Below are 26,358 nucleotides of genomic sequence, written 5' to 3'. Positions count from 1 at the left end.
TCTCCTTACTCGTCGATGCCGCCGGAGGCCGGCTGGCGAGGCGGCGCGGGCTCGATACCGTTGTCGCGCGACGGCGCGGCGGCGGGAGCCGGCGCGTTCGCCGGACGGGGTTTGTGGGGACCGGACTGGCGCGGCACCGGGATCTTCGGGCGCGCTGCCGATGCAGGTGCGGCGGTTGCGGCAGCCGATGCCGATGTGTCGGACGCAGCAGCGCTCGCGGCAGCTTCCGCTGCACTAGCCGCCGAGGCCGCCGCCGCAGCCGACGCCGCGCCCGGTTCCGGCAGCGCGGTGTAGCCCGCAGCGATCGTCACCGGCAGCGGGGCCTTGACGGGAGCCGCGGCGCTGCTGATCACCGGCGCCGATGCGTCTTCGGTGGCCGACGCGGCGGCCGCGACCGCGGCCGCTTCGGCGCCCGGCTTCTGCCGGTCGACCAGATAGAAGTCGAGCACCCGACGCGCGATCGGGCCCGCCGATTCCGCGCCCCAACCGCCGTTCTCGACGATCAGCGCGACCGCGATCTTCGGGTGATCGGCCGGCGCGAACGCGATGAAGAGCGCATGGTCGCGCAGGCGTTCCGCGACCGCATGGCCCTTGTAGTTCGCGCCCTGCAGCGAATACACCTGCGCCGTGCCGGTCTTGCCGGCCGCCTGATACGGCGCGCCGATGAACAGCTTCGACGCCGTGCCGTTCGTCACGACGCTGACCAGCGCACGCTTCACGAAGTCGATGTCCGACTGCGACACGTTGATGCGCCCATCGTCCTTCGGCACGGTCAGGTGCGTGTCGCGGGTGATCGGGTTCTCGATTTCCTTCACGAGGTGAGGCTTCATCACGACGCCGTTGTTCGCGAGCGTGGCGACCGCGTGCGCAAGCTGCAGGATCGTGAACGAGTTGTAGCCCTGGCCGATGCCGAGGCTGATCGTTTCGCCTTCGTACCAGCGCTGCTGTTCGGGTTTGCGGTACGCCTTGCGCTTCCATTCGGTCGACGGCAGGATGCCGCGCGCCTCGCCGGCGATGTCGATGCCGGTGATCTGCCCGAAGCCCCACGGCTTCATGAAGTTCGCGATCGCGTTGACGCCGAGGTCGTGCGCGAGCATGTAGAAGTACGTGTCGTTCGACACGACGATCGCGCGGTTCATGTCGATCCAGCCCTGGCCCGAGCGAACGTCGTTGCGGAACGTGTGGCCGCCGAACGTGTAGTAGCCCGGATCCTGGAAGCCCCAGCTCGGCGTGCGCTTGTGCAGCGTCAGCGCGGCGAGCGCCATGAACGGCTTGTAGGTCGAACCCGGCGGATAGGTGCCGTGCAGCGGACGGTTCAGCAGCGGGTGATCGGGCGAGTTGTTCAGTTCGTCCCAGGTCTGCTGGTCGATGCCGTCGACGAACGAGTTCGGATCGAAGCTTGGCGCCGACACGAACGCGAGCACGTCGCCGGTGGCCGGCTCGATCGCGACGAGCGCGCCGCGCTTGCCGGCGAATGCCTGCTCGGCGACCTGCTGCAACCCGATGTCGAGCGACAGTACCAGGTTGTTGCCTGGTGTGGCTTGCGTGCGCGACAGCGTGCGCACCGGCCGTCCACCGGCCGTCACCTCGACTTCCTCGAAGCCGGTCAGCCCGTGCAGTTCGGTCTCGTAACTCTGCTCGACGCCGATCTTGCCGATGTAGTCGGTGCCTTTGTAGTTGTTCGCGTCGAGCCGCGGATCGTAGTGATCCGGATCCTTGTCGTTCTGGTCGCTGGCGTCGTCGATGCGGTCCTGGTCGCGCTGCGAGATCCGCCCGATATAGCCGATCACGTGCGCAGCCGTCGGGCCGAGCGGGTACTGGCGGAACAGCCGCGCGCGCACTTCGACGCCCGGGAAGCGGAAGCGCTGCGCGGTGAAGCGCGCGACTTCGTCGTCGGTGAGGCGAGTGCGGATCGGCAGGCTCTCGAAGTTTTTCGAGTCTTCCTGGAGCTTCTTGAAGCGGCGCCGGTCGCGTGCGTCGATCGAGATCACGGTGGCGAGATTGTCGATCACGTTGTCGAGCGTGTCGTTCAGCTTCGACGGCGTGATTTCGAGCGTGTACGCCGAGTAGTTCTTCGCCAGCACGACGCCGTTGCGGTCGGTGATGATGCCGCGGTTCGGCACGATCGGCGCGACCGAGATGCGGTTTTCGTCCGCCTGCAGCGAGTACTTGCTGTAGTGCCAGACTTGCAGATACAGGAAGCGGAACACGATCAGCCCGAAGCAGACGAACACGAACAGCCCCGCCGCCGCGACGCGCAGGCGGAATTTCGAGAGCTGCTGCTGGGTGTCCTTGAATTCGGTCATGCGAGGGCGGGTAAGGCCGCGGTGCGGCCGTCACGAGGTGCGCAGGCCTGCGGGCCGCGTACCGGATAGAACGAAGTGCGTGGGCCGGGCCGGCTGGACGCAACGAATTTCACTGATGGCCCCGGTGCGTGGATCAGATGGGACGCGTGTCGTCCGGGTCGGCCGGGCGGCGCTGCGGCATCAGCAGGAGCATGCTCGCGACCGGCCACAGCGCGGCCTCGACGAAACCATCGATCAGATAACCCCAGCCGGGAAACGCGGCGCCCGTCAGCAGACGGATCACGAACGGCACGAACTGCGCGACGACCAGCAGCGGCATCACCGCGAAAATCTGCACGCCGAGCGACATCCACAGTACGCGACGGTGGATCGTGATCGCGCCGTACGACAGCAGCGTATAGGCGAGCGCGTGTTCACCGAGCAGGCTCGCGTTGTGCACGTCCATCAGTAGACCGAGCAGGAATGCGATGCCCATGCCGACCTTGCGCGGCTGATGCACGTTCCAGAACAGCAGCACCAGCGCGACGAAATCCGGCACACCGATCATGCGCCCCCACGGCATCAGGTTAAACAGAAACGCCGCAGCGAGACTGAACGCAATGAAGTACGGATTGACCGGCTGCAGGATGTATTGCGGGCGATTCATCGCGTCGCTCCCTGGCCGGTGGGCGCCGCGGGTTTCGTACCGCGTGCTGCCGCTTCCTTGCCGGCGGGCTTGGCCGCTGGCTTCGCCGCCGGTTTCTCAGCAGGCTTGTCTGTACCCTTCTCCGCACCCTTTGCGGGTTTTTCAGCGACCTTCTTCGCCTTCAGATCTTTCGCGGCGGCGTTCGCGTCGGGGTCTTCGGGACGCGGCGGCAGGTTGTTCTGGTAGTGCAGGACGAGCAGTTGACGAGCGCCGCGCACGGTCGCGACCGGCACGCAGACGACGCGCGCGAACGCCGTGTCCGCCTGCTTGTCGACCCGCACCACCTTCGCAACCGGCAGGCCCGGCGGATAGAGGCCGTCGAGGCCGCTCGTGACGAGCTCGTCGCCGGCCTGCACGTCGGCGGCGATCGGCACGAAGCGCAGATCGAGCGAATCGCCCTTCGGCGTGCCGTAGATCACGCTGCGCAGCCCGGTGCGCACGATCTGCACGGGCACCGCCTGATCTTTATCGGTGAGCAGCGTGACCTCAGCCTGCAGCGGAAACACGCGCGTGACCTGGCCGATCACGCCATCTTCGTTGACGACCGGCGAGCCGTTCTGGATGCCCTGCTGCGAGCCACGGCCGATCACGACTTTCTGCGTGAACGGGTCGCTGGTGTCGTACTGGATTTCGGCGGGGATCGACTGCGTGGTTGAGCGCTGCGACAGCTGCAGCAGGTCGCGCAGATGCGCGTTTTCCGCGGCGAGCTGCGACGACGCGTTGGCCTGCAGCGACAGTTGCAGGTTGCGGTCGCGCAGCCTGGCGTTGTCGGCGCGCAGTTGCGCGCTCGTCACGGCGAGATCGGCGGCGCCCATGAACAGGTCGCGCGGCACGAGCGCAGCACGCTGCAACGGATACAGGCCCGCACCGAGCACGCCGCGAACGATTTCGAGCGTCTTGAAGCGCGCGTCGGAAATGAGCAGCGCAAGGGCCAGCATGACGAAGAAGATCAGCCGGGCGAGCGCCGACGGTCCTTGCTTGAATAGAGGCGGCGGACTGTATTCCATGGTCGGCGCCGGGGGCGTAAGCGGGTGGATGAAGCGGCGTGCGGCGCGGCGCAGACGCTCAGCGCGCGGCGGCCCGGGGGGCCGCCTGGCCACGCGCCGGCCCTTGGGGGGCTGGCCGGGCCGTGCGCGCTGCGGTCATGGAGCGAGGCTCGCTTACTCGTAGGAGAAGATGCTGCCGAGCTTGTCCATGCGCTCGAGCGCCATACCCGAGCCGCGCACGACGCACGTCAGCGGGTCTTCGGCGACCAGCACCGGCAGGCCGGTTTCTTCCGCCAGCAGGCGGTCGAGGTCGCGCAGAAGCGCGCCGCCGCCGGTCAGCATCATGCCGCGTTCGGCGATGTCGGCGCCGAGTTCCGGCGGCGTCTGCTCGAGCGCGATCTTCACCGACGACACGATCTGGTTCAGCGGATCGGTGAGCGCTTCGAGGATTTCGTTGCTGGAGATCGTGAAGCTGCGCGGAATGCCTTCCGACAGATTGCGGCCCTTCACTTCCATTTCCTTGACTTCGGAGCCGGGGAACGCGGAGCCGATTTCCTTCTTGATTGCTTCGGCGGTCTGCTCACCGATCAGCATCCCGTAGTTGCGGCGGATGTAGTTGACGATCGCCTCGTCGAACTTGTCGCCGCCGACGCGTACCGAGCCTTTGTACACGATGCCGCCGAGCGAGATCACGCCGACTTCGGTCGTGCCGCCGCCGATGTCGACGACCATCGAACCGGTTGCTTCCGACACCGGCAGGCCCGCGCCGATCGCGGCCGCCATCGGCTCTTCGATCAGGTAGACCTGCGATGCACCGGCGCCATGTGCAGCTTCCTTGATGGCACGGCGTTCGACCTGGGTCGAGCCGCACGGCACGCAGATGATGATGCGCGGCGACGGCGAAAACATGCGGGATTCGTGAGCGGTCTTGATGAACTGCTTGATCATCTGCTCGGTGACGGTGAAGTCGGCGATCACGCCGTCCTTCATCGGGCGGATCGCCTCGATGTTGCCCGGCACCTTGCCGAGCATCTGCTTGGCTTCCTTGCCGACTGCCTGGATCGTCTTCTTGCCGTTCGGACCGCCTTCCTGGCGGATCGACACGACCGACGGTTCGTCGAGAACGATGCCCTTGCCGCGCATATAGATAAGCGTGTTGGCGGTGCCGAGGTCAATCGCCAGATCGTTGGAGAAATAGCTGCGCAAAAAACCGAACATTCAAAATCCTGTCTCGCTGGGGGCCGGGCCTCGCACCATATGCGCAGGGCGGCAGCGGAAAAATTAGCAGATTCGCGCGGCGGGAGCGGCCACACGGGAGCACGAAACTGCGGGGGGAATCTACCGGCGGCTAGGGCAAGGCCGCTCAGCGCTTGCGGACGAAGCTGAAAAATGTCCAGCAAGGCCTTGCCAGGCGGTCCGGGTTTGGGTCGAACGCGTAATGATACCTTATAATTTTGCTTGTTTTGAAGGAAACGGGTGGCACTTTTTGCCGCCGCGAGCCCCTTTTTCGAGGGGCGCCTCCATTGACGTAACCTGCTCGTAACCCGCTGTCGCAGCACCATTTTTCCGCACTGCGGCAGTCCACCCTCTTCCCCGGTGACTGCATGGCTTTGACCCTGACCGATGTGAAACGTATTGCCCATCTCGCGCGGCTCGAACTCGCCGACGAAGAGGCGGGCCACACGCTCGCCCAGCTCAACGATTTCTTCGGACTCGTCGAGCGGATGCAGGCGGTGGACACGACCGGCATCGAACCGCTCGCTCATCCGATCGAGCAGATCGAAGACGTCGCGCTGCGTCTGCGTAATGACGCAGTGACGGAAACCGTGCGCCGGGAGGATTTCCAGAAGCCGGCGCCCGCTGTGCAGGACGGCCTGTATCTGGTGCCGCGGGTCCTCGAATAGCGTGATGCAGGCGCTGGTTTGATCCAGCGCGACCGGCACGGCGGCAGGCGCCGGCGTGCCGTTGGCTGCGGCGCACGGCGCGCCGCAGCGTTCTCCAGGAACAATGCAATGCATGAAAAGAGCTTGACCGAACTGCGCGCAGCGCTCGACGCGAAGGAATGCTCCGCGGTCGAACTGGCGCAGCTGTATCTGCGGCGGATCGACGCGGCGCGCGACCTGAATGTGTTCCTGCACGTCGACGCCGACCTGACGCTCGCGCAGGCGAAGGCCGCCGACGCGCGGCTCGCCGCTGGCAACGCCGGCCCGCTGACCGGCCTGCCGGTCGCGCACAAGGACGTGTTCGTTACGCAGGGCTGGCGCGCGACTGCCGGCTCGAAGATGCTCGAGCACTACACGAGCCCGTTCGATGCGACTGTCGTCGACCGGCTCGCGCGCGCGGGCATGGTGTGCGTCGGCAAGACCAACATGGACGAATTCGCGATGGGTTCGTCGAACGAGAATTCGTACTTCGGCCCGGTGCAGAATCCGTGGGACACGCGCGCCGTGCCGGGGGGCTCGTCGGGCGGTTCAGCCTCGGCCGTCGCCGCGCGCCTCGCGCCCGTCGCGACCGGCACCGACACCGGTGGCTCGATCCGCCAGCCCGCATCGTTCACCGGCGTGACCGGCATCAAGCCGACCTACGGCCGCGTGTCGCGCTACGGGATGATCGCGTTCGCGTCGTCGCTCGATCAGGCCGGCCCGTTCGCACAGAACGCCGCCGACTGCGCGACGCTGCTCAACGCGATGGCCGGCTTCGACGAACGCGATTCGACGAGCCTCGTGCGCGACGACGAAGACTACGCGCGCTATGTTGGCCAGCCGTGGCAAAACGGCGCTGACGCGGCCAGACCGCTCGCCGGGTTGCGCATCGGTCTGCCGAAGGAGTATTTCGGCGACGGCCTCGCCGCCGACGTGCGTGCCGCGATCGATACCGCGCTGAAGCAATACCAGGCGCTAGGCGCGACGCTCGTCGACGTATCGCTGCCGAAGACCGAGCTGTCGATTCCCGTGTACTACGTGATCGCGCCGGCCGAGGCGTCGTCTAACCTGTCGCGTTTCGACGGCGTGCGCTACGGTCATCGCGCAGCGGAGTATCGCGATCTGCTCGACATGTACAAGAAGACGCGCGCCGAAGGCTTCGGCCCCGAAGTGAAGCGGCGCATTCTGGTCGGTACCTACGTGCTGTCGCACGGCTACTACGACGCGTACTACCTGCAGGCGCAGAAGATCCGCCGCATCATCGCGCAGGATTTCCAGGAAGCGTTCAAGCAGTGCGACGTGATCATGGGACCGGTCGCGCCGAGCGTCGCGTGGGACATCGGCGCGAAGGGCGACGACCCCGTGCAGATGTATCTCGCGGATATCTACACGCTGTCGGTGAGCCTTGCGGGCCTGCCAGGCATGAGCGTGCCGTGCGGTTTCGGCGCGGGCGCGAACGCGCAGCGGCCGGTCGGTCTGCAGATCATCGGCAACTATTTCAACGAAGCACGGATGCTGCAGGTGGCGGACGCGTTCCAGCGCGCGACCGACTGGCATCGCAAGTCGCCGGCGGGAGTGTGAGCATGGCAAAAGAATGGGAAGTCGTAATCGGCCTCGAGACGCACACGCAGCTCTCGACGGTCTCGAAGATTTTCTCCGGCACCGCGACGCAGTTCGGCGCCGCGCCGAACACGCAGGCAAGCCCCGTCGATCTCGCGTTGCCCGGCGTGCTGCCGGTGATGAACCGCGGCGCCGTCGAGCGCGCGATCCGCTTCGGTCTCGCGATCGGCGGAGCGGTCACGCCGCGTAGCATCTTCGCGCGCAAGAATTATTTCTACCCCGATCTGCCGAAGGGCTATCAGATCAGCCAGTATGAGATTCCGGTCGTGCAGGGCGGGCAGGTCACGATCCAGGTGCCGGCCAATGAGAAGGCCGGCAAGGACGCGTACGAAAAGACCGTCAATCTCACCCGCGCGCATCTCGAGGAAGACGCCGGCAAGTCGCTGCACGAAGACTTCGCGGGCATGACCGGCATCGATCTGAATCGCGCCGGCACGCCGCTGCTCGAGATCGTCACCGAGCCGGAAATGCGCAGCGCCGCCGAAGCGGTCGCGTATGCGAAGGCGCTGCATGCGCTCGTCATGTGGCTCGGCATCTGCGACGGCAACATGCAGGAAGGCTCGTTCCGCTGCGACGCGAACGTGTCGGTGCGGCCGGTCGGCCAGCAGGCATTCGGTACACGCGCGGAAATCAAGAACCTGAATTCGTTCCGCTTCCTCGAAGAAGCGATCCAGTACGAAGTGCGTCGCCAGATCGAGTTGATCGAAGATGGCGGCACCGTCGTGCAGGAAACGCGTCTGTACGACCCGGATAAACGCGAAACGCGTTCGATGCGCAGCAAGGAAGACGCGCACGATTACCGCTATTTCCCGGATCCCGATCTGATGCCGCTCGTGATCGACAGCGCGTGGGTCGAACGCGTGCGCAGTGAGATGCCCGAGTTGCCGGCCGCCATACAGGCGCGCTTCGTCGAGCAGTATGGGCTCACGCCTTACGATGCGGGTGTGCTGACGTCGAGCAAGGCGATGGCCGTGTACTACGAGGCGGTAGTCGCGAAAGCGGGCGCGGCGCAGGCGAAGATTGCGGCGAACTGGCTGATGGGCGAGGTGTCGTCGCAGCTGCACCGCGAAGGCCTGGACTTCAGCGAGAACCCGGTATCGGCGGCACAGCTCGCGTTGCTGCTGCAGCGGATCGGCGATGGCACGATCTCGAACAAGATCGCGAAGGAAATCTTCGTCGCGATCTGGGAAGAAAAGGCCACCGACGAAGCCGCCGCCGACCGTATCATCGAAGCAAAGGGGTTGAAGCAGATATCCGACAGCGGCGCGCTCGAAGCGATCATCGACGAAGTGCTTGCGGCGAACGCGAAGTCGGTGGAGGAATTCCGCGCGGGCAAGGAGAAGGCGTTCAACGCGCTGATCGGCCAGGCGATGAAAGCGACGAAGGGCAAGGCGAATCCGCAGCAGGTCAACGAGCTGCTGAAGAAGAAACTGTCCTGAACGACGTGACGCGGTAGGTCGCGGCGAGCGTCTGCGCCGCGACGAGCGTCTACGCGACGGGCTGTTGCCGGATCGCATGGCGGGGCAACGGCCCGTTTCGTTTTATCGCTTGTGCACGAATGGGCACGCGGGCAACTCACTGGATGGAGACGACTGCATGGCGAAAAATCCCGAGCTCGACGATTTCCGCGTGCCGTATTTCGACGGCAAGAAGGCCGCGAAATTCGCGCTGACCGATTTCGATCCGACCGCGAAACCGTTCTCGACCGGCGACAAGGAAGCAGACCGGCAGCGTCTCGCCGAGATCGGCACACAGCTCGACCCGATGCAGGAGCGTCTGCACGCGCAGAACCGGCAGCGTGTGCTGCTGGTGTTGCAGGGCATGGACACGAGCGGCAAGGACGGCACGATCCGCGCGGTGTTCCACGAAGTCGATCCGCTTGGCCTGCGCATCGTGCCGTTCAAGGCGCCGACACCGGTCGAGGCCGCGCATGATTTTCTGTGGCGCGTGCATGCCCACGCGCCAGCTGCCGGCGAATTGGCCGTCTTCAACCGCAGCCACTACGAAGACGTGCTCGTACCGACGGTGCTGGGCCAGCTCGACGACGACGCGCGCGAGTTGCGCTACCAGCACATCCGCGAATTCGAAGGGCTGCTTGCGGACAGTGGCACGACGATCGTCAAGTGCATGCTGCACATCTCGAAGGACGAGCAGCGCACGCGGCTGCAGGCACGCATCGACGATCCGACCAAACATTGGAAATTCGACGTCTCCGATCTCGAGGCGCGCAAGCAGTGGGACAAGTATCAGACGGCCTACCGCGATCTGCTCGCCGCGACGTCGACGCCGACTGCGCCGTGGTACGTGATTCCGGCCGATTCGAAGACGCATCGCAACGTCATGGTCGCGGAACTGCTGCTGCGCACGTTCGAACGGATGAAGCTCGACTATCCGCCCGCGAAAAGCTCGCTGAAGGGCGTGAAGGTCGAGTAAGAGTAAAAGTAACGGCCGACGCTTCCACCTGTGATCCCCCCGGAAAATAAAAAGGAACACCATGTTGCGCGTAATCACCGCCAATCTGAACGGCGTCCGCTCCGCGGCGAAGAAGGGTTTCTTCGACTGGTTCGGCACGCAGGATGCCGACGTCGTCTGCGTGCAGGAAATCAAATGCTCGCAGGAGGACATGACGCCCGAGTTTCTCGCGCCGCACGGCTATACCGGCTACTTCCAGCACGCGGTGAAGAAGGGCTACAGCGGCGCGGGTGTCTACACGCGTCGCGAGCCGGACGAAGTCGTGATCGGGTTCGGCAGCGAAGAGTTCGATGCGGAAGGCCGCTATGTCGAAGTGCGTTTCGGCAAGCTGTCGGTGGTGTCGGTGTACGTGCCGTCGGGGTCGAGCGGCGAAGAGCGCCAGCAGGCCAAGTACCGCTTTATGGACGTCTTCATGCCGCACCTCGCGGCGCTTTCGAAGGAGCGTGAAGTGATCCTGTGCGGCGACGTGAATATCGTCCACAAGGAAATCGACATCAAGAACTGGAAGAGCAACCAGAAGAACTCGGGTTGCCTGCCGGAAGAGCGTGCGTGGCTCACGCAGCTTTTCGACGACGTCGGTTACGTGGACGTGTTCCGCACGCTCGACCAGCGGCCCGAGCAGTACACGTGGTGGAGCAATCGCGGGCAGGCGTATGCGAAGAACGTCGGGTGGCGGATCGACTACCAGATCGCGACGCCGGAGATCGCCGGCAAGGCGAAGCGCTGCGAGGTTTTCCGCGACATCAAGTTCAGCGACCACGCGCCGCTGACAATCGACTACGCGCACAAGCTCGCGCGTTGATTTAAACCGCGGCCGCTAGTCGCGCGTCGACACACGCCGTGGTCGACCGATGCCCGCGTAATCGGGCAACGCATCGACCGTCTTGCCGATCGCCTTCGCATACAGCGGCAGCATGTCCACGAGGCGCTTCATGATGTCCTGACGCCGCGCCGGGGTGTACGGGTGCACGTAGATGAAGCCCTGATCGCGGTTGCTGCGCGTCGCGACTGCGAGCTTGTCCCACAGCGTGATCGCCGCGCGCGGATCGTAGCCGGCCCGCGACGCGATGTCGCTGCCGATCACGTCGGCCTCGGTTTCGTCCGTGCGCTCGTACTTCATTTCCAGCAGTTGCGAGCCGATACCGAGCGGCGCGACGCCGAGGTCGGCGAGACCGAACAGCTGCGGGATCGAGCCGGTGCCGAACTGCGCCGCCTGCTGCTCGCCGAGGCGCTCGCGCGCATGCTCGCGCAGCGCGTGCGCGATCTCGTGACCGATCAGCATGCCGAGCTCGTTGTCGTTGAGCCGCACGCGATCGAGCAGCCCGCTATAGATCACGATCTTGCCACCCGGCAGACAGTACATCCGGATGTCGGGCGAGCGGAGTACCGCGACGTCCCATTTCCAGTTCTTCGCGCGGTCGTTCCATTTGAGCGAATACGGAATCAGCTTGTCGACGATCGCGCGCACACGTCGCACACGTGCGTCAGTGTCCGCATAGAGACGGTTCGAGTGTTCGGCGCCGTGCACGATCTGGTCGAACTCGTCGGCGGCCTGGCCTTCGAGCATCGGCGACGGAATCAGATTGCGGAACACCGCGCCGTCGCCGTAGCGGATCTGCTGATTGCTTTGATAGGTCGGCACCGATGCGGTTGATGGCGCGCTCGCGGCGGCCGGGCTCGATGTGGGCGCTGGCGAGCGCGCGGTGACCGGCTGCGGTGGCGGCTGCTGCTGTGCCGTCGGCAGGGCTGGCGCTGAAACCGGTGCCGGCGCTGCGGCGGACGTCGCCGGTGAGGCAGACGGTGCATCGGCGGCGAATGCCGTGGGAGTACCGACCGGCATGACTAGCGCGAGTACGAGCACCGCATGCAGCACGCCGCACGCAGCAGCACGCAGGCGGCCGGCGAGGCACAACGAGGCGCGCAACGAAGGAGGCAACGGCCGGGCTCCGGCCGCGCGCGGCGGAAACAGCGCGGTCACGACTGCGTTCTCCACGGGGCGATGCGGAACAAAAGTAGCATACCCGGCAGCGCCAGCACGGTACACGCGATGAAGTAATCGAACCAGCCGATCTGCGCGACGATGTAGCCACTTGCCGCCGACGCGAGCGTGCGCGGCACGGAAGCCAGGCTCGTGAAGAGCGCGAACTGTGTCGCGGTGTAGCGCGGGTCCGTCGTACTCGCGATGTACGCGATGAACGCGGCGAGCGTGAGACCGGTCGCGAAGGTTTCGAGGCCGTACACGAGCGCGAGCGCGACCGACATCGCATCGAACTGCACGGTCCAGCCAATCCCGACGAGCGCGAGCAGCTTCGTCAGCCCCGCTCCCGCCGATGCGGCGAACCCATACAGCGTGCCGAGTACCGGCGAGGCCGGTCCGACCTGCGCGAGCCACGCGAAGCCCAGCGTCGACACCATCTGTAGCACGCCGAAAATCCACAGCCCGCGGCCGATGCCAATGCGCATCAGCCAGATCCCGCCGATGATCCCGCCCGCGAGACTCGCACCGAACGCGGTCGTTTTCGCGATCACGCCGATCTGCGTGCGCGTGAAGCCGATGTCGAGAAAGAACGATGTGGACAGCGTGGTCGCCATCACATCGCCGAGCTTGTACAGGAAGATGAAGCCGAGCACGAGCAGCGCGCCGCGCCAGCCGTCGCGCTGCAGGAATTCACGGAACGGCTCGACGATCGCCGCGCGCAGGTTCTTCGGCGGTACGCCGTGCACCTCGGGTTCGCGTACGACGAGCGTCATCACGATGCCGGGCAGCATGAATGCAGCGGTGACCATGAACACGGTGGTCCACGGCAGATGGTCGGAGAGGATCAGCGCGAGCGAGCCCGGTACCAGTGCCGCGATCTTGTACGCGTTCACGTGCACAGCGTTGCCGAGGCCCTGCTGCGTGTCGCTGAGCAGTTCACGCCGGTAGGCGTCGATCGCGATGTCCTGGCTTGCGCCGAAGAATGCGACCAGCGCGGTGAGCGCGGCGACGGTCCAGATCGATTCGCGCGGCGACACGAAGCCGAGTGTCGCGATCGCGCCGGCGACGAGGATCTGCGTGACCAGCATCCAGCCGCGCCGGCGTCCCGGCCGCCAGCCCGGCAGCCGCGGTACGTAGCGGTCCATCAGCGGCGCCCAGACGAATTTCCACGTGTACGGAAACTGGATCAGCGCGAACAGGCCGATCTCCTTGAGGTTCACGCCCTCGGAGCGCAGCCATGCCTGCACCAGGTAGACGAGCGTGAAAAGCGGCAGGCCCGACGTGAAGCCGAGAAAGACGCAGATCAGCATGCGCGTGTTCAAAAACGCGCGCCAGCCAGGATGTTCTTCGTGTGCGGTAAGTGCGCGCGCCTCGTGCGGCGTGTTCGACATGAGGAGAGTCAGCGTGAGCTTTTCTTGACGCGATAGACCGCAAGACTACCACGCCAGTTCTCGCCCCAGCGCACCGCCTGGCCGCCGTGCAGCACCGCGCGATCAAGAATTTCGATACCGACTTCCGGCGCCAGCGCCTCGAAATCCTTGATGGTCAGCACGCGCACGTTCGGCGTGTTGTGCCACTGAAAAGGCAGTGTCTTCGACACCGGCATCCGGCCGCGCAGCACCGACAGCCGATGCGCCCAGTAGCCGAAATTCGGAAACGACACGATGCATTCCTTGCCGACCCGCACCGTCTCGCGCAGGATTGCCGCGGTCTGGTGGATGGTCTGCAAAGTTTGCGACAGGATCGCGAAATCGAAGCTTCCGTCCTCGAACAGGCGCAGGCCGTCTTCGAGATTCTGCTGGATCACGTTCACGCCGTTCTTCGTCGACGCGAGCACGCCGGCATCGTTGATTTCGATGCCGTAGCCGGAGACCTCGAGTTCTTCGGTCAGCAGCGACAGCAGTGAGCCGTCGCCGCAGCCGAGATCGAGCACCGTCGAACGCGGCTCGACCCAGCGGGCGATCGCGCGAAAATCGGGGCGTGTCACAAGATAGTCGAGCGCGCGCTGGTTCATGCGTTCACCTCGGTGGCAATCCGTTCAAAGTAGGCGCGCATCAGGTTGTGATAGCGCGCGTCGTCGAGCAGGAACGCGTCGTGGCCGTGCGGCGCGTCGATCTCCGCGTAGGTGACCTGGCGCTTGTGATCGAGCAGCGCCTTGACGAGTTCGCGCGACCGCGCGGGCGCGAAACGCCAGTCGGTCGCGAAGCTCGCGATCAGATATTTAGCCGTGGTGTGCGCGAGCGCCGCGGTGAGGTCGCCGTCGAACGCCTTCGCGGGATCGAAGTAATCGAGCGCGCGGGTGATCAGCAGATAGGTGTTCGCGTCGAAGTAGTCGGCGAACTTGTCGCCCTGATAGCGCAGATACGACTCCACTTCGAACTCGACGTCGAAGTTGAAGTTGTATGCGTCTTCCGCGCCCTCGGCGCGGCGCAGCGCGCGGCCGAATTTCGCGGCCATGTCGTCGTCGGACAGATACGTGATGTGGCCGATCATCCGCGCGACGCGCAGGCCACGCTTCGGCTTCACGTCGTGTGCATAGTAGTTGCCGCCGTGGAAGTCCGGGTCCGACAGGATCGCCGAACGCGCGACCTCGTTGAACGCAATGTTCTGCGCGGACAGCTTCGGCGTCGACGCGACGACGATGCAGTGCGCGACGCGCGCCGGGTACATCAAGCTCCACGCGAGCGCCTGCATGCCGCCGAGGCTGCCGCCCATCACCGCGGCGAAGCACTCGATGCCGAACGCGTCGGCGACACGGGCCTGCGCGTTGACCCAGTCTTCGACGGTGACGACCGGAAAGCGCGCACCGTACGGTTCGCCGTTCGCCGGGTCGAGGCTCATCGGGCCGGTCGAGCCGAAGCACGAGCCGAGGTTGTTCACGCCGATCACGAAGAAGCGGTCGGTGTCGAGCGGTTTGCCCGGGCCGACCATGTTGTCCCACCAGCCGACGTCCTTCGGGTCGTCCGCATAGACGCCCGCGACGTGATGCGATGCGTTGAGCGCGTGGCAGACGAGCACGGCATTGCTGCGCGCGGCGTTGAGCGTGCCGTAGGTTTCGACCATCAGGTCGTAACCCGTGAGCGAGCGGCCGTTCTGCATGAGCAGCGGCTCGGGGAAATGCATTTTCTGGGGAGCGACGATCCCGATCGATTCCATTCAATCCGCCTTCTGACAGGAGCGGCTAAACGGCGTCGGCGATGCGCGGAGAAGAAACGGCTGGCGCGGCTGACGACCTCTTTAGCCGCATTTGTAGTGAACCGCGGGCCTGATACAAGCAAGACCCCAGCTGGTTCGCGCGCCCGCAATCGAGTCAGCAAATCGGCGCGCTGTTACGGAGGATCGGCGATGCCGATGAACCGTAATCGAGCGCAAAGTATAGCGGAAAATTGCGCGCGGCAGCGTCGGCGGTGGGCCTCCAGGGGCTATTGCAGGATCAGCCGCAGCTGCGCGTCCGCGTGTTCGTCGGGCTGACGCGTGAAGCCGCTGCGTGCATACCTGTGCCAGCGTCCGACGATATAGCTGACGAGCAGACTCGCACGCACCGCGGGATCGTAGTCGGCGGGCAGCGGCACCTGCGCGCCTTTATCGCCTTGCGTCGTCTGCGCAGCCTGTGCGTTGGAATCCATCAGCCCGAGCCGCAGGCACTGCTTCAACGACGCCTCGACGCGTTCGAGCATCTGGTTCACGCGTTCGGTGAGCCGCTCGTGCTCGCCGACGAGCGCTTCGCCGGTCAGCACGCGGGTCATGCCAGGATTCTTCGCGGCGAAGTTGAGCAGCATCAGCGCGATCGAGCGTGCCTGCAGCACGCCGTTCGGCTCTTTCGCGACGATCTGGTTGATCAGGCCGAAGATGGTCTGCTCGACGAACTCGATCAGCCCTTCGAACATCTGCGCCTTGCTGGCGAAATGCCGGTACAGCGCGGCCTCCGATACCCCGAGCCGCGCGGCGAGCGCCGCGGTGGTGATCTTCTCGCTCTTCGGTGCCTCGAGCATCGTCGCGAGCATCTGCAGGATGTGCACGCGCCGCTCGCCGGGCTTCAGGCGCACGGTGCGCGCACCGCCGCCGGCTACTGCGGCGGCGGGGTCTTCGGTTACGGCTTCGTCACGCTTGGGAATCGGTTGCATGTGCGTCGTCCCATCAGTCGCCCGGAGCGGATGCCCAGTCGTAGCGATTTTAACGAACGAATGCACCGGTCGACATAGTGCGGTCTGCCGGTGCCCGGCAGCGGCGCCTGGATGCCCGCCGGCCGGGCCGGTGCGGGGAGGTGACCGGTGATCCACACGGTGCGGATGCCGAGTCGCCGGTAGTTTTTCAGATGGCTGCGGGTATCTTCGACGAGAATCGCGTCGGCGAGCGCGACGTGCGCGTCACGCATCGTCCGGCGCAACATCGACGGGTCGGGCTTCGCGCGCCACAGGCGGCCGTGCTGCATGTGTTCGAGCGCGATCACGCGCTCGAACAGCCGCTCGATGCCCAGCTCCTTCAGCACCGCACGCGCATAGTTTTCCGGCGCGTTGGTCAGCACGATCTTGCGGCCGGGCAGCGCGGCGAGCAGTCGTGGCAGACCGCGCTCGCTGCGCAGCATCGCGGGCAGGTCGGGGAACGTGTGGACGACTTTCAGGAAGTCGTGCGGATCGATCGGATGATGGCGCGTGAGGCCGAGCAGCGTTGCGCCGTAACGCACGCTGTAGCCGGAGCGCAGGCGGTTCGCCTCGTCGAGATCGACCTGCAGCGTGTCGATGATGTACTGCGTCATCGCATCGTTGATCGCCGGGAAGATCGCATGCGACGCATGGTGCAGCGTGTTGTCGAGGTCGAACAGCCAGACGGGGCTACCTGCTTCGATCTTGGGACGACTGCGTCGCGGGCGGGAAGGGAGCATGAAGGATCGGCGGTTGGAGGCAGGCGGGTGCGGCAGATCGGCGCGGAGGTGGAGCGTCGCGGGGACGCTCCACGCATGCGCTCAGTGCGAGCGGATCATCGTGCCGAACGGCTGCTCGGTCAGGATTTCGAGCAGCACCGAATGCTCGATGCGCCCGTCGATGATGTGCACCGAATTCACGCCGCTCTTCGCCGCGTCGAGCGCCGACGAGATTTTCGGCAGCATGCCGCCGGAGATCGTGCCGTCGGCGAATAGCGCATCGATCTCGCGTGCCGACAGATCGGTCAGCAGGTTGCCTTCCTTGTCCATCACGCCGGGGATGTTGGTCATCATCACCAGCTTCTCGGCGTTCAGTACCACCGCGAGCTTGCCGGCGACGAGGTCGGCGTTGATGTTGTACGACAGACCGTCTTCGCCGAAGCCGATCGGCGAGATCACCGGAATGAACGCGTCGTCCTGCAGCGCCTTCACGACCGCCGGATTGATCGAATCGACCTCGCCGACCTGGCCGATGTCGATGTACTGACCGGGGTGGTCGCGGTCCGGCATCAGCAGCTTGCGCGCGTGGATGAGGCCGCCGTCCTTGCCCGTGAGCCCCACCGCGTGGCCGCCGAAATGATTGATCAGCGTGACGATATCCTGCTGCACTTCGCCGCCGAGCACCCACTCGACGACTTCCATCGTCTCTTCGTCGGTGACGCGCATGCCTTGAATGAAGGTGCCCTGCTTGCCGATCTTCTTCAGTGCCTGGTCGATCTGCGGGCCGCCGCCGTGCACGATGACCGGGTTGATGCCGACCAGTTTCAGCAGGATCACGTCGCGCGCGAAGCCCTGCTTGAGCCGCTCTTCCGTCATCGCGTTGCCGCCGTATTTGATCACCACGGTCTTGCCGTGATACTGGCGGATGTAGGGCAGCGCCTCGGCCAGTATTTCGGCCTTCAGGGTGGGCGCAATCTGCGAGAGATCGGGGAGTTCGGACATGGCGGCGGGCTCGGGCGCGGACAGTTTAAACAAGGGCGAATTGTACAGGACTGGCGCGCTGCAACAGCGTTTTCGACGTGGCTTCGGGGGGTGTTCCAGCGCCGCTTGCCGCACTGCGCCATGTCGGACTGCTGGCCCGCTTTTCCCTACCGATGCCGCCGGCCGGCGGGCGTGGCATCATGGCCGGGTCGGCCTTGCCCGTGTCATCGATCTGTCTTGCCATGAACCCGTCGACTCACCGTTCGCCCGCCACTACCGCCGCCAGCGGGCGTTGTCCGCGCTGCGGCCACGCCTTCGACTGCGCGATGCGCGCGGCCGGGGTCACAACCGCAGCCGGCCAGCAGTCCGACACGCCGCCGTGCTGGTGCCGCGCGATGCCCCCGTTGCCTGCCGAACGTCTGGTACCCGGTCGCGCGTGCCTGTGTCCCGAGTGCCTCGCCGACGAGATCGCCCGCGCGCAGACCGCGTCCGACACACCTGGCCCGGTGCGATAAGCGGCGTCCGGTGCGGTGTCACCATGTAAACTGACGCCATGCACCGCACCACCAACACAGGCCGCGTCAATCTAAGCCATCTCTTCTGGCTGCGCAGCTTCGCCATCATCGGCCAGCTCGGCACGATCGGCTTCGTGCAGATTTTCATCGGTGTGCATTTGCCGTTGCCCGCGATGCTGCTCGTGATCGCGCTCGAAGTGCTGTTCAATGCGCTTACCTGGCTGCGCGTCGCGCGCGCAAAGCCCGAGTCGAATCTCGAGCTGTTCGGCCAGATCTGGGTCGACCTCGGCGCGCTGTCGGCGCTGCTGTTTCTGTCGGGCGGCACGACCAACCCGTTCGTGTCGCTATACCTGCCGTCGCTCGCGATCGCGGCCGCGGTGCTGCCGTGGCACCTGATGCTGTGGCTCGCCGCGTTCGCGGTCGCCTGCTACGCGGTGCTCGGCTTCGACTCGGTGCCACTGAATCTCGATAATCCCGCGAACCTGTTCGACTACTACCGTGCCGGCATGTGGGTGAATTTCATGGTGAGCGTCGGGCTGATCGCGTGGTTCGTCGCGCGGATGTCGCGAGCGCTGCGTCAACGTGACGCAGCGCTCGGCGACGCGCAGCAGCGCTTGCTGCGTGACGAACGCGCGGTCGCGCTCGGCGTGCAGGCCGCGACGGTCGCGCACGAAATCGGCACGCCGCTGTCTACCATTGCGATGCTGACCGAAGAGCTGCGCGACGCGGCGCGTAGCGACGCCGGCCTCGCGCTCTATTCCGCGGACCTCGATCTGCTCGATCGGCAAATGACGCTGTGCACGTCGGCGCTTGCGCGGCTGCGCAGCCGCGCGGCGACGCACGAACTGCCGGGTAACCGGCAGACCGTCGCGGAATGGCTTGAATCGTTCGCGGAGCAATGGCGGCTGCGTCATCCGCACGTGACGTTCCAACTGCTGGGTTCGCCACCGGTCGACGCGACGCTCGCCGATACCGTCGCGGCCGGCCAGATACTGACGATCCTGCTCGACAATGCGGCGCGCGCGAGTCGCGATGACGTGACGCTTGCCGCGGTCGCGACGCCGCACGGCGATTTCGTCGAATTCGAGGTACGTGACGCGGGCCCTGGGATTCCGGCGTCGATGCGTACGTCGCTCGGCGCGATGCCGGTCGACAGCACGCAGGGCGGTCAGGGCGTTGGGCTGTATCTGGCATTTTCGGCGGCGGCGCGGCTGGGCGGATCGATCGAGCTGACCGACGCCCGCGGGATCAGACCGCGTGGCACACGCGCGGTGCTGAGGCTGCCGGTGGTGGCACGTGATTTATCGGGGGTAGGCCGTGTGGCGGCGCCCCCCAATGGGCCGGAGTAAGCGCTCTGCGTGGGACCAGAGTAGCGCGCTAAAGCGCGAACTCTGGTCGACAGCTAAAGCGCCAACTCCGACATGGGACCAGAGTAAGAGCTAAAGCGCTAACTCTGGTCGACAGCTTTGCATGGGACCAGAGTAAGCGCTAAAGCGCTAACTCTGGTCGACAGCTTTGCATGGGACCAGAGTAAGCGCTAAAGCGCTAACTCTGGTCGACAGGAGCAACACACATGAGTGACAACAATTTTCTGGTAATCGACGACGACGAAGTGTTCTCCGGCATCCTCGCCCGCGGTCTCACGCGGCGCGGTTTCACGGTGGCCGAAGCGCACAACGCCAACGAGGCAATCCGTCTCGCGAACCAGCAGAAGTTCGGCCAGATCACGATCGATCTGCACCTCGGCGACGATTCCGGCCTGACGCTCGTCGCGCCGCTGCGCGAACTGCAGCCGGATGCACGGATGCTCGTGCTAACTGGCTATGCGAGCATCGCGACGGCCGTGCAGGCAGTGAAGGACGGTGCGGACAACTATCTCGCGAAACCCGCGAACGTCGAGACGATCCTGTCGGCGCTGCAAAGCGAAGCGAGCGCGTTGCAGGCGGAAGAGGCAATCGAGAACCCGGTGCCCCTGTCGGTCGCGCGGCTCGAGTGGGAACACATCCAGCGCGTGCTGGCTGAGAACGGCAACAATATCTCGGCGACCGCGCGGGCGCTGAACATGCATCGGCGCACACTGCAGCGCAAGCTCGCGAAGCGGCCGGTCAAACAATGAAAAACGGGCGGTCTTGCGATGTTCGCAAGACCGCCCGCACCGTGCAGCGAGACGCCAGGGTATTTACAGCACGTAGCGCGACAGGTCTTCGTCCTGCGCGACTTCGTTCAGCGCGCGATCCACGTACCCGGCGTCGATCTTGACGCTCGTACCCGCATGATTGCCCGCCGAGAACGACACTTCCTCGAGCAGCTTTTCGATCACCGTGTACAGCCGGCGCGCGCCGATGTTCTCGGTTTTCTCGTTCACCGAGTACGCGATCTCCGCGAGTCGGCGGATGCCGTCGTCGGCGAATTCGAGGTGCACGTCCTCGGTTGCGAGCAGCGCCTGGTATTGCTTGACGAGACTCGCGTCGGTGGCGTCGAGAATCGCTTCGAAGTCCTTCACCGACAGCGAATCCAGTTCGACGCGGATCGGGAAACGGCCCTGCAGTTCGGGAATCAGATCGCTCGGCTTCGCGAGATGGAACGCGCCGCTCGCGATGAACAGGATGTGATCGGTCTTCACCATCCCGTACTTCGTGTTGATCGTCGTGCCTTCGACGAGTGGCAGCAAATCGCGCTGCACGCCCTGCCGCGACACCTCGCCGCCGCCTGCTTCGTTGCGCGACGCGATCTTGTCGATTTCGTCGAGGAACACGATGCCGTTCTGCTCGACGTTCTGCACGGCCTTCGTCTTTACTTCCTCGTCGTTGAGCATCTTCGACGCTTCTTCGTCGCTCAGGACCTTCAGCGCTTCCTTGACCTTCAGCTTGCGGCGCGCCTTCTTGCCGCCGCCGATATTCGCGAACATCGAGCGGATCTGCTCGGTCATGTCTTCCATGCCCGGCGGCCCCATGATGTCCATACCAGGCTGCGGCAGTTCGACGTCGAGTTCGATTTCCTTGTCGTCGAGCTGGCCTTCGCGCAGACGCTTGCGGAAGGTCTGACGCGTCGCGTTGTCGTCGCTGCCGCTGGACTCGTGCGCGCCTGCGCCGAAGCCAACCGGGCGCGCGCCCGGCAGCAGGATGTCGAGGATGCGGTCTTCAGCCTGGTCCTGTGCCTTCGAACGGACCTTGCGCATTTCGGTTTCGCGCGTCTGCTTCACCGAGATTTCGATCAGATCGCGCACGATGCTGTCGACGTCGCGGCCCACGTAGCCGACTTCGGTGAACTTGGTCGCTTCGATCTTGATGAACGGCGCGTCGGCGAGCTTCGCGAGGCGCCGCGCGATTTCGGTCTTGCCGACGCCGGTCGGTCCGATCATCAGAATGTTCTTCGGCGTGATTTCCTGGCGCAGCGGATCGGCGACCTGCTGACGGCGCCAGCGATTGCGCAGCGCGACCGCGACGGCTTTCTTCGCGCGGTCCTGGCCGATGATGTGCTTGTCGAGTTCCGAGACGATCTCGGCGGGAGTCATGGTGCTCATCGTGGGTCCTTACTCGATCGTCTCGATGACGCGGTTGTGATTCGTATAGATGCACATGTCGCCGGCGATTGCGAGCGCCTTCTCGACGATCTCGCGCGGCGAAAGATCGGTGTTGTCCGCGAGCGCTGTCGCCGCGGCTTGCGCGTACGAGCCGCCCGAACCGATCGCGCAGATGCCACCTTCCGGATCGAGCACGTCGCCGTTGCCGGTGAGGACGAGCGTGGTGTGCGCGTCGGCGGCGATCAGCATCGCCTCGAGCCGGCGCAGCATGCGGTCGGTGCGCCAGTCTTTCGCGAGTTCGACGGCGGCGCGCGTCAGGTTGCCTTGATGCTTTTCGAGCTTCGCCTCGAAGCGGTCGAGCAGCGAGAACGCATCGGCGGTGCCGCCGGCGAAACCGACCAGCACCTGGCCGTTGTAGATGCGCCGGACTTTCTTCGCACCGCCTTTCATGACGATGTTGCCCAGCGTGACCTGACCGTCGCCGCCGAGCGCGACCTTGTCGCCGCGTCGCACGGAGACGATCGTCGTGCCGTGAAATTGCTCCATTTGCGTTCCTTTTGCAAAACGGGGAAGACGGATGGCGCATCGCGCCATCCTGAAATGCGGCCGCTGCTCAGAGCGGAACAGCGGACGGCGCCGCGCGGCCCTCCGCGCACGCACGTGCAGCGCATGTCGGATTTATTTTAGGGCGTGCGGCGTCATATCAAGAGCCGTTCGCGCCGGCTGCGGCGAAAAAGCGGTGGCATGCGGGCTGGCACACGGGCGGCCTTTGGAAGAAAGACCGATGCGGCCGCGGCACGGCCGTGGAGCCGGTAAAAGATGCAAACCGGAGATGCAAGCCGGCCCGACACAGCAAAACCGGTGGCACAAAAAGAAAAAAGCGCACGGCATGCCGTGCGCCTTTCGACGAAGCGTTGTGATGGGGCGCGGAGCTGGCCGCGCCGCGGCGGTCAGTCGCCGAACAGCTTCTGGCGGAGTTCGCGGCGCTCCTGCGCTTCGAGCGACAGCGTCGCCGTCGGCCGCGCGAGCAGACGCGGAACGCCGATCGGCTCACCGGTTTCCTCGCACCAGCCGTAGTCGCCCGATTCGATGCGCGCGATGGACTGCTGCACCTTCTTCAGCAGCTTGCGTTCGCGGTCGCGCGTGCGCAGTTCCAGCGCATGCTCTTCCTCGATTGTCGCGCGGTCGGCCGGGTCCGGCACGATCACGGTTTCGCGCAGGTTTTCGGTCGTCTGGCCGGCATTGCGGAGGATGTCCGCCTGCAGCTGTTCGAGCCGGTTCTTGAAGAAAGCGAGCTGATCCTCATTCATGTAATCCTTGTCGCTCATCTTCAGGATTTCGGCTTCGGTCAAAGGTCGTTTCGTCGTCATCTGGCTTGCTTCTTCAATGTGGGGCAAAACTCATACATATTGCCCGCACTTTCGTGTAGCCCGCAACGGCGTCTGGATGACGCTGATGAAGCGCCGGCGAACACGGACGGTGAGCTGTCGTGATGCCGGAGCGCGTAGCGCTCATGCGCCGATGCGGGGCCGAACTCCTCTGGAAACCGGTTCGGATGCTCTCGAGCGGATGCTCCCGAGGTATTGCAGACCGGGTACGCGCCTCACGGCCGATATGCCGGCCGGCGATGTCGGCGTCCCTTCCGGACGAGATTTTCCGGCGCCGTTTTCAGGCCCGGCACACTATACGCGACGGCCGGGCGATTCGTTGTCCTTCTCCAGTGGGCACGTATTGTAACTGAATCACAATACGGCACCGCAACCGGGAGAGTCGCAAGCTTTCCGCCCCCGATTCCCGAAAATATAACGCGCCGACAATCAAAAAGCGATGGTCGTGCACGCTTTACGGCGACAGGGTTTTCACGCGTGCCGGATGGCTGGCCGAAAGGCTTGCCGGACGCCCTGCCCGGCGACCCGTGCCGCGTGGCACGGGTCCGGGCGCCGCCACGCCGGTGGGGCGCGCAGGGTCATGCTCAGGACGACGCTCAGGCGAGGCAGGCGTCGAGGCCGTCGGTGATCAGGTCTTGCGGCAGTTCGATGCCGATGAAGACCATCTTGCTGTTCTTCTTTTCGACCGGCTGCCATTTCGTGGCGAGGTCGCTGCCCATCATCTGGTGGACGCCCTGGAACACGACCTTGCGGTCGACGCCCTTCATGTACAGCACGCCCTTGTAGCGCAGCAGACGTTCGCCGTAGATCTGCAGGATGCCACCGAGAAAATCCTCGAGCTTGTTCGGATCGAACGGGCGGTCGCTGCGATAGACGAACGATTTGATCTTGTCGTCGTGATGCGCGTGGTGATGGTCGTGCGCGTGGTCGTGGCCCTCATGATCGTGGCCTTCGTGATCGCAGTTCGCATGATCGTGGTCATGATCGTGATCGTGCGCATGATCGTGGTCGTGGTCGTGATCATGCTCGTCTTCAGCGAGGAAGTCCGGATCGATCTCGAGCTTCGCGTTCAGGTTGAAGCCGCGCAGGTCGAAGATTTCCTTGATGTCCGCTTCGCCGAAATTGACGACCTTGATCGCCGCCTTCGGGTTCATGTGCAGCAGACGGTGCCGCAGATCGCCCAGTGCCTTCTCGTCGACGAGATCGGCCTTGGTGACGAACAGGCGATCGGCGAAACCGACCTGGCGCTGTACGACTTCGTGTTCGTCGAGCTGATGGTTCGCGTGCTTCGCGTCGACCAGCGTGATGATCGCGTCGAGCAGGAATTCGTCGGCGATGTCGTTGTCCATGAAGAACGTTTGCGCGACCGGGCCCGGATTCGCAAGGCCGGTGGTCTCGATCACGATGCGGTCGAAATCGAGCTTGCCGTCGCGCTTCTGCGCGGCGAGGTCGGCGAGCACGCGGGCCAGATCGCCGCGGATCGTGCAACAGATGCAGCCGTTGCTCATCTGGATGATCTGCTCGTTCGTGTCCTGCACGAGGATTTCGTTGTCGATGTTTTCTTCGCCGAACTCGTTTTCGATCACGGCGATCTTCATGCCGTGCTTCTCGTTCAGGATGCGTTTGAGCAGCGTCGTTTTGCCGCTGCCCAGAAAGCCGGTCAGGATGGTGACGGGAATCATGTGGTCGCCTGTCTGGGTACGTGAATCGGTGTATCGATGAATTGGGGGCCACGCGGGGCGCGAGCCTTGGGCATCGCCGCGCGTGCTTCAGCCGAATATTGAAACATATCTGTCAAGTGCCCGCTTGGCGGCTGGCTGCCGGACGTGCCGCACGGACGTAAGATTCGCCGCAGATGGGGGCGCTCACGCGATTTGCAACAGCAGCCCTTTCAGGTACTCGCCTTCCGGGAATGCGGTGAGCAGCGGATGATCGACCCCCGCGCCGAGACGCTTCAAGATGCGGGCGTCGACGCGCGCGTCGGCCGCCGCGCCCGAGACGATCTTCTGGAACAGATCGGCGTCGATCGCACCCGAGCACGAGTACGTGAACAGCAGACCGCCCGGCCGCAGCAGCCGGAAGCCGGTGAGATTGATGTCCTTGTACGCGCGCGCCGCGCGGTCCACGTGCTCGCGTGACGGCGCGAACTTCGGTGGATCGAGCACGACGAGATCGAAGCGCTCGCCCTCGTCGTAGAGGCGGCGCAGTGTCTTGAACGCATCCGCGTCGAGCCATTCGGCGCGCGCCGCATCGAAGCCGTTGGCCTCGACGTTTCGTTGCGCGAGCGCGAGCGCTTCGCCCGACGAATCCACCGACACGACCCGCTTCGCGCCCCCCTTCAGCGCGGCCAGCGAGAAGCCGCCGGTGTAGCAGAAGCAGTTCAGCACGTCGCGGTCCTGCGCGAACTGCTGCACGAGCGCGCGGTTGTCGCGCTGGTCGATATAGAAGCCGGTCTTGTGGCCATGCTGCACGTCGACGTGATAGCGGACGCCGTTCTCGCTCGCGATCAGCGTATCCGAGGGCGGGTCGCCGGCCAGTACGCCCGTGATCTGCTCGAGACCTTCCTTCTCGCGGATCGACACGTCCGAGCGCTCGTAGACGTTCGGGCAACCGGTCGCGCCGATCAGTGCGTCGACGATCGCGGCTTTCCACGCCTCGACGCCGGCAGCCATGAACTGGCACACGATCTGGCCGCTGCCCGCGGCGTTCTGCGCAGGCGTGTCGGGAACGTAGTAATCGACGATCAGCCCGGGCAGTCCGTCTGCTTCGCCGAAGATCAGGCGAACCGCGCCGGTATCGCGGACCATCGTCTGCCGGTGCGCAAGCGCACGCTGCACACGGCGCTTGAAGAACGCATGATCGATCGGTTCGGCTTCGTCGAAGCTCCAGACCCGCGCGCGGATCTGCGAATGCGGGCTCCAGGCGGCGCGCGCGAGAAACCGGCCGTCGTGCGCGCGCACGAGCACGGTGGTGCCGACGTCCGGCTTGCCGTCGACGTGGTCGATCGCATTCGCGTAGACCCACGGATGCCGACGCAGCAGCGATTTTTCTTTCGACGGTTTGAGCGTAACGATATTCATGACTTCACTTCGTGGGGGATTCAGCGGACACAGCAGCCGAT

General features: G+C 65.0%; 24 protein-coding genes. 8 read left to right on the top strand and 16 right to left on the bottom strand.

Going from position 1 to position 26,358, the window contains the following annotated elements; all coding sequences use genetic code 11:
• Positions 1-5: 5 nt before the first annotated feature.
• The 4 genes from mrdA to ACREXZ_RS00540 form a co-directional block, all read right to left on the bottom strand.
• Positions 6-2,306 carry a penicillin-binding protein 2 gene (gene mrdA, locus ACREXZ_RS00555; protein WP_431762069.1) on the bottom strand — a complete coding sequence of 767 codons (2,301 nt, stop codon included), beginning with the start codon at positions 2,304-2,306 and terminating at the stop codon, positions 6-8.
• 133 nt (positions 2,307-2,439) lie between these two features.
• Complete coding sequence (gene mreD, locus ACREXZ_RS00550) at positions 2,440-2,952, bottom strand: rod shape-determining protein MreD (RefSeq protein WP_431762068.1); 513 nt, start codon at positions 2,950-2,952, stop codon at positions 2,440-2,442.
• Positions 2,949-3,998, bottom strand: coding sequence for a rod shape-determining protein MreC (mreC, locus tag ACREXZ_RS00545; protein WP_431762067.1), 1,050 nt, complete (start codon positions 3,996-3,998; stop codon positions 2,949-2,951). Before mreC ends, mreD begins: the two co-directional genes overlap by 4 nt.
• A 153-nt stretch (positions 3,999-4,151) precedes the next feature.
• A complete protein-coding gene (locus ACREXZ_RS00540; RefSeq protein ID WP_004189550.1) occupies positions 4,152-5,195 on the bottom strand; it encodes a rod shape-determining protein in 1,044 nt (347 codons plus the stop codon).
• 386 nt (positions 5,196-5,581) lie between these two features.
• Here ACREXZ_RS00540 and gatC point away from each other — a divergent pair, with 386 nt between their 5' ends.
• The 5 genes from gatC (at position 5,582) to ACREXZ_RS00515 (ending at position 10,793) form a co-directional block, all read left to right on the top strand.
• A complete protein-coding gene (gene gatC, locus ACREXZ_RS00535; RefSeq protein ID WP_431762066.1) occupies positions 5,582-5,881 on the top strand; it encodes an Asp-tRNA(Asn)/Glu-tRNA(Gln) amidotransferase subunit GatC in 300 nt (99 codons plus the stop codon).
• Positions 5,882-5,989: 108 nt separating this feature from the next.
• On the top strand, positions 5,990-7,480 hold the full coding sequence (gene gatA, locus ACREXZ_RS00530) for an Asp-tRNA(Asn)/Glu-tRNA(Gln) amidotransferase subunit GatA (RefSeq protein ID WP_431762065.1): 1,491 nt from the start codon (positions 5,990-5,992) through the stop codon (positions 7,478-7,480).
• Positions 7,481-7,482: 2 nt separating this feature from the next.
• Positions 7,483-8,958 (top strand): Asp-tRNA(Asn)/Glu-tRNA(Gln) amidotransferase subunit GatB, encoded by a 1,476-nt coding sequence (gene gatB / locus ACREXZ_RS00525; protein ID WP_431762064.1) that lies wholly within the window; start codon positions 7,483-7,485, stop codon positions 8,956-8,958.
• A gap of 157 nt (positions 8,959-9,115) precedes the next feature.
• Entirely contained in the window at positions 9,116-9,952 is an 837-nt protein-coding gene (locus ACREXZ_RS00520) for a PPK2 family polyphosphate kinase (protein ID WP_431762063.1), read from the top strand.
• A gap of 61 nt (positions 9,953-10,013) precedes the next feature.
• Positions 10,014-10,793, top strand: a complete 780-nt coding sequence (locus tag ACREXZ_RS00515) for an exodeoxyribonuclease III (protein ID WP_431762062.1) — start codon at positions 10,014-10,016, stop codon at positions 10,791-10,793.
• Positions 10,794-10,808: 15 nt separating this feature from the next.
• Here the strand turns inward: ACREXZ_RS00515 and ACREXZ_RS00510 are convergent, their stop codons facing one another.
• The 7 genes from ACREXZ_RS00510 to argB form a co-directional block, all read right to left on the bottom strand.
• Positions 10,809-11,984, bottom strand: coding sequence for a M48 family metallopeptidase (locus tag ACREXZ_RS00510; RefSeq protein WP_431762061.1), 1,176 nt, complete (start codon positions 11,982-11,984; stop codon positions 10,809-10,811).
• The gene (locus tag ACREXZ_RS00505) at positions 11,966-13,360 is read right to left on the bottom strand and encodes an AmpG family muropeptide MFS transporter (RefSeq protein ID WP_431762060.1); all 1,395 of its coding nucleotides are present in this window, start codon (positions 13,358-13,360) and stop codon (positions 11,966-11,968) included. Before ACREXZ_RS00505 ends, ACREXZ_RS00510 begins: the two co-directional genes overlap by 19 nt.
• An 8-nt stretch (positions 13,361-13,368) precedes the next feature.
• Positions 13,369-13,983 carry a methionine biosynthesis protein MetW gene (metW, locus tag ACREXZ_RS00500; RefSeq protein ID WP_431762059.1) on the bottom strand — a complete coding sequence of 205 codons (615 nt, stop codon included), beginning with the start codon at positions 13,981-13,983 and terminating at the stop codon, positions 13,369-13,371.
• A complete protein-coding gene (metX, locus tag ACREXZ_RS00495; RefSeq protein WP_431762058.1) occupies positions 13,980-15,125 on the bottom strand; it encodes a homoserine O-succinyltransferase MetX in 1,146 nt (381 codons plus the stop codon). Before metX ends, metW begins: the two co-directional genes overlap by 4 nt.
• A gap of 266 nt (positions 15,126-15,391) precedes the next feature.
• Positions 15,392-16,093, bottom strand: coding sequence for a nucleoid occlusion factor SlmA (gene slmA / locus ACREXZ_RS00490; RefSeq protein WP_431762057.1), 702 nt, complete (start codon positions 16,091-16,093; stop codon positions 15,392-15,394).
• Positions 16,060-16,851, bottom strand: a complete 792-nt coding sequence (locus ACREXZ_RS00485; protein ID WP_431762056.1) for a pyrimidine 5'-nucleotidase — start codon at positions 16,849-16,851, stop codon at positions 16,060-16,062. The genes slmA and ACREXZ_RS00485 overlap by 34 nt, the downstream gene beginning before the upstream one ends.
• A gap of 81 nt (positions 16,852-16,932) precedes the next feature.
• Positions 16,933-17,832 (bottom strand): acetylglutamate kinase, encoded by a 900-nt coding sequence (gene argB / locus ACREXZ_RS00480; RefSeq protein WP_431762055.1) that lies wholly within the window; start codon positions 17,830-17,832, stop codon positions 16,933-16,935.
• 221 nt (positions 17,833-18,053) lie between these two features.
• On the opposite strand from argB, the gene ACREXZ_RS00475 reads away from it, so the two are divergent.
• From ACREXZ_RS00475 to ACREXZ_RS00465, 3 genes are all read left to right on the top strand, one after another.
• On the top strand, positions 18,054-18,326 hold the full coding sequence (locus tag ACREXZ_RS00475) for a cysteine-rich CWC family protein (RefSeq protein ID WP_431762054.1): 273 nt from the start codon (positions 18,054-18,056) through the stop codon (positions 18,324-18,326).
• Positions 18,327-18,364: 38 nt separating this feature from the next.
• On the top strand, positions 18,365-19,675 hold the full coding sequence (locus ACREXZ_RS00470; RefSeq protein ID WP_431762053.1) for an ATP-binding protein: 1,311 nt from the start codon (positions 18,365-18,367) through the stop codon (positions 19,673-19,675).
• Positions 19,676-19,899: 224 nt separating this feature from the next.
• Positions 19,900-20,442: a response regulator transcription factor gene (locus ACREXZ_RS00465; protein WP_431762052.1), complete on the top strand. Its 543-nt coding sequence runs from the start codon at positions 19,900-19,902 to the stop codon at positions 20,440-20,442.
• Positions 20,443-20,505: 63 nt separating this feature from the next.
• On the opposite strand, the gene hslU is transcribed toward ACREXZ_RS00465, so the two are convergent.
• The 5 genes from hslU to ACREXZ_RS00440 all read right to left on the bottom strand — a co-directional run bounded on the left by hslU (position 20,506) and on the right by ACREXZ_RS00440 (position 26,317).
• Positions 20,506-21,849, bottom strand: a complete 1,344-nt coding sequence (hslU, locus tag ACREXZ_RS00460) for an ATP-dependent protease ATPase subunit HslU (RefSeq protein ID WP_431762051.1) — start codon at positions 21,847-21,849, stop codon at positions 20,506-20,508.
• A 9-nt stretch (positions 21,850-21,858) separates the two neighbouring features.
• Positions 21,859-22,395, bottom strand: coding sequence for an ATP-dependent protease subunit HslV (gene hslV, locus ACREXZ_RS00455; RefSeq protein WP_431762050.1), 537 nt, complete (start codon positions 22,393-22,395; stop codon positions 21,859-21,861).
• Between the two features lie 404 nt (positions 22,396-22,799).
• Entirely contained in the window at positions 22,800-23,219 is a 420-nt protein-coding gene (dksA, locus tag ACREXZ_RS00450; protein ID WP_431762049.1) for an RNA polymerase-binding protein DksA, read from the bottom strand.
• Between the two features lie 614 nt (positions 23,220-23,833).
• Positions 23,834-24,919, bottom strand: coding sequence for a CobW family GTP-binding protein (locus ACREXZ_RS00445; protein WP_431762048.1), 1,086 nt, complete (start codon positions 24,917-24,919; stop codon positions 23,834-23,836).
• 183 nt (positions 24,920-25,102) lie between these two features.
• Positions 25,103-26,317 (bottom strand): class I SAM-dependent rRNA methyltransferase, encoded by a 1,215-nt coding sequence (locus tag ACREXZ_RS00440; RefSeq protein WP_431762047.1) that lies wholly within the window; start codon positions 26,315-26,317, stop codon positions 25,103-25,105.
• Between the last annotated feature and the right edge of the window lie 41 nt (positions 26,318-26,358).

The organism is Paraburkholderia sp., from assembly GCF_050742655.1.
Classification (GTDB): domain Bacteria; phylum Pseudomonadota; class Gammaproteobacteria; order Burkholderiales; family Burkholderiaceae; genus Paraburkholderia.
This window is presented reverse-complemented; position numbering and strand designations above follow the sequence as displayed.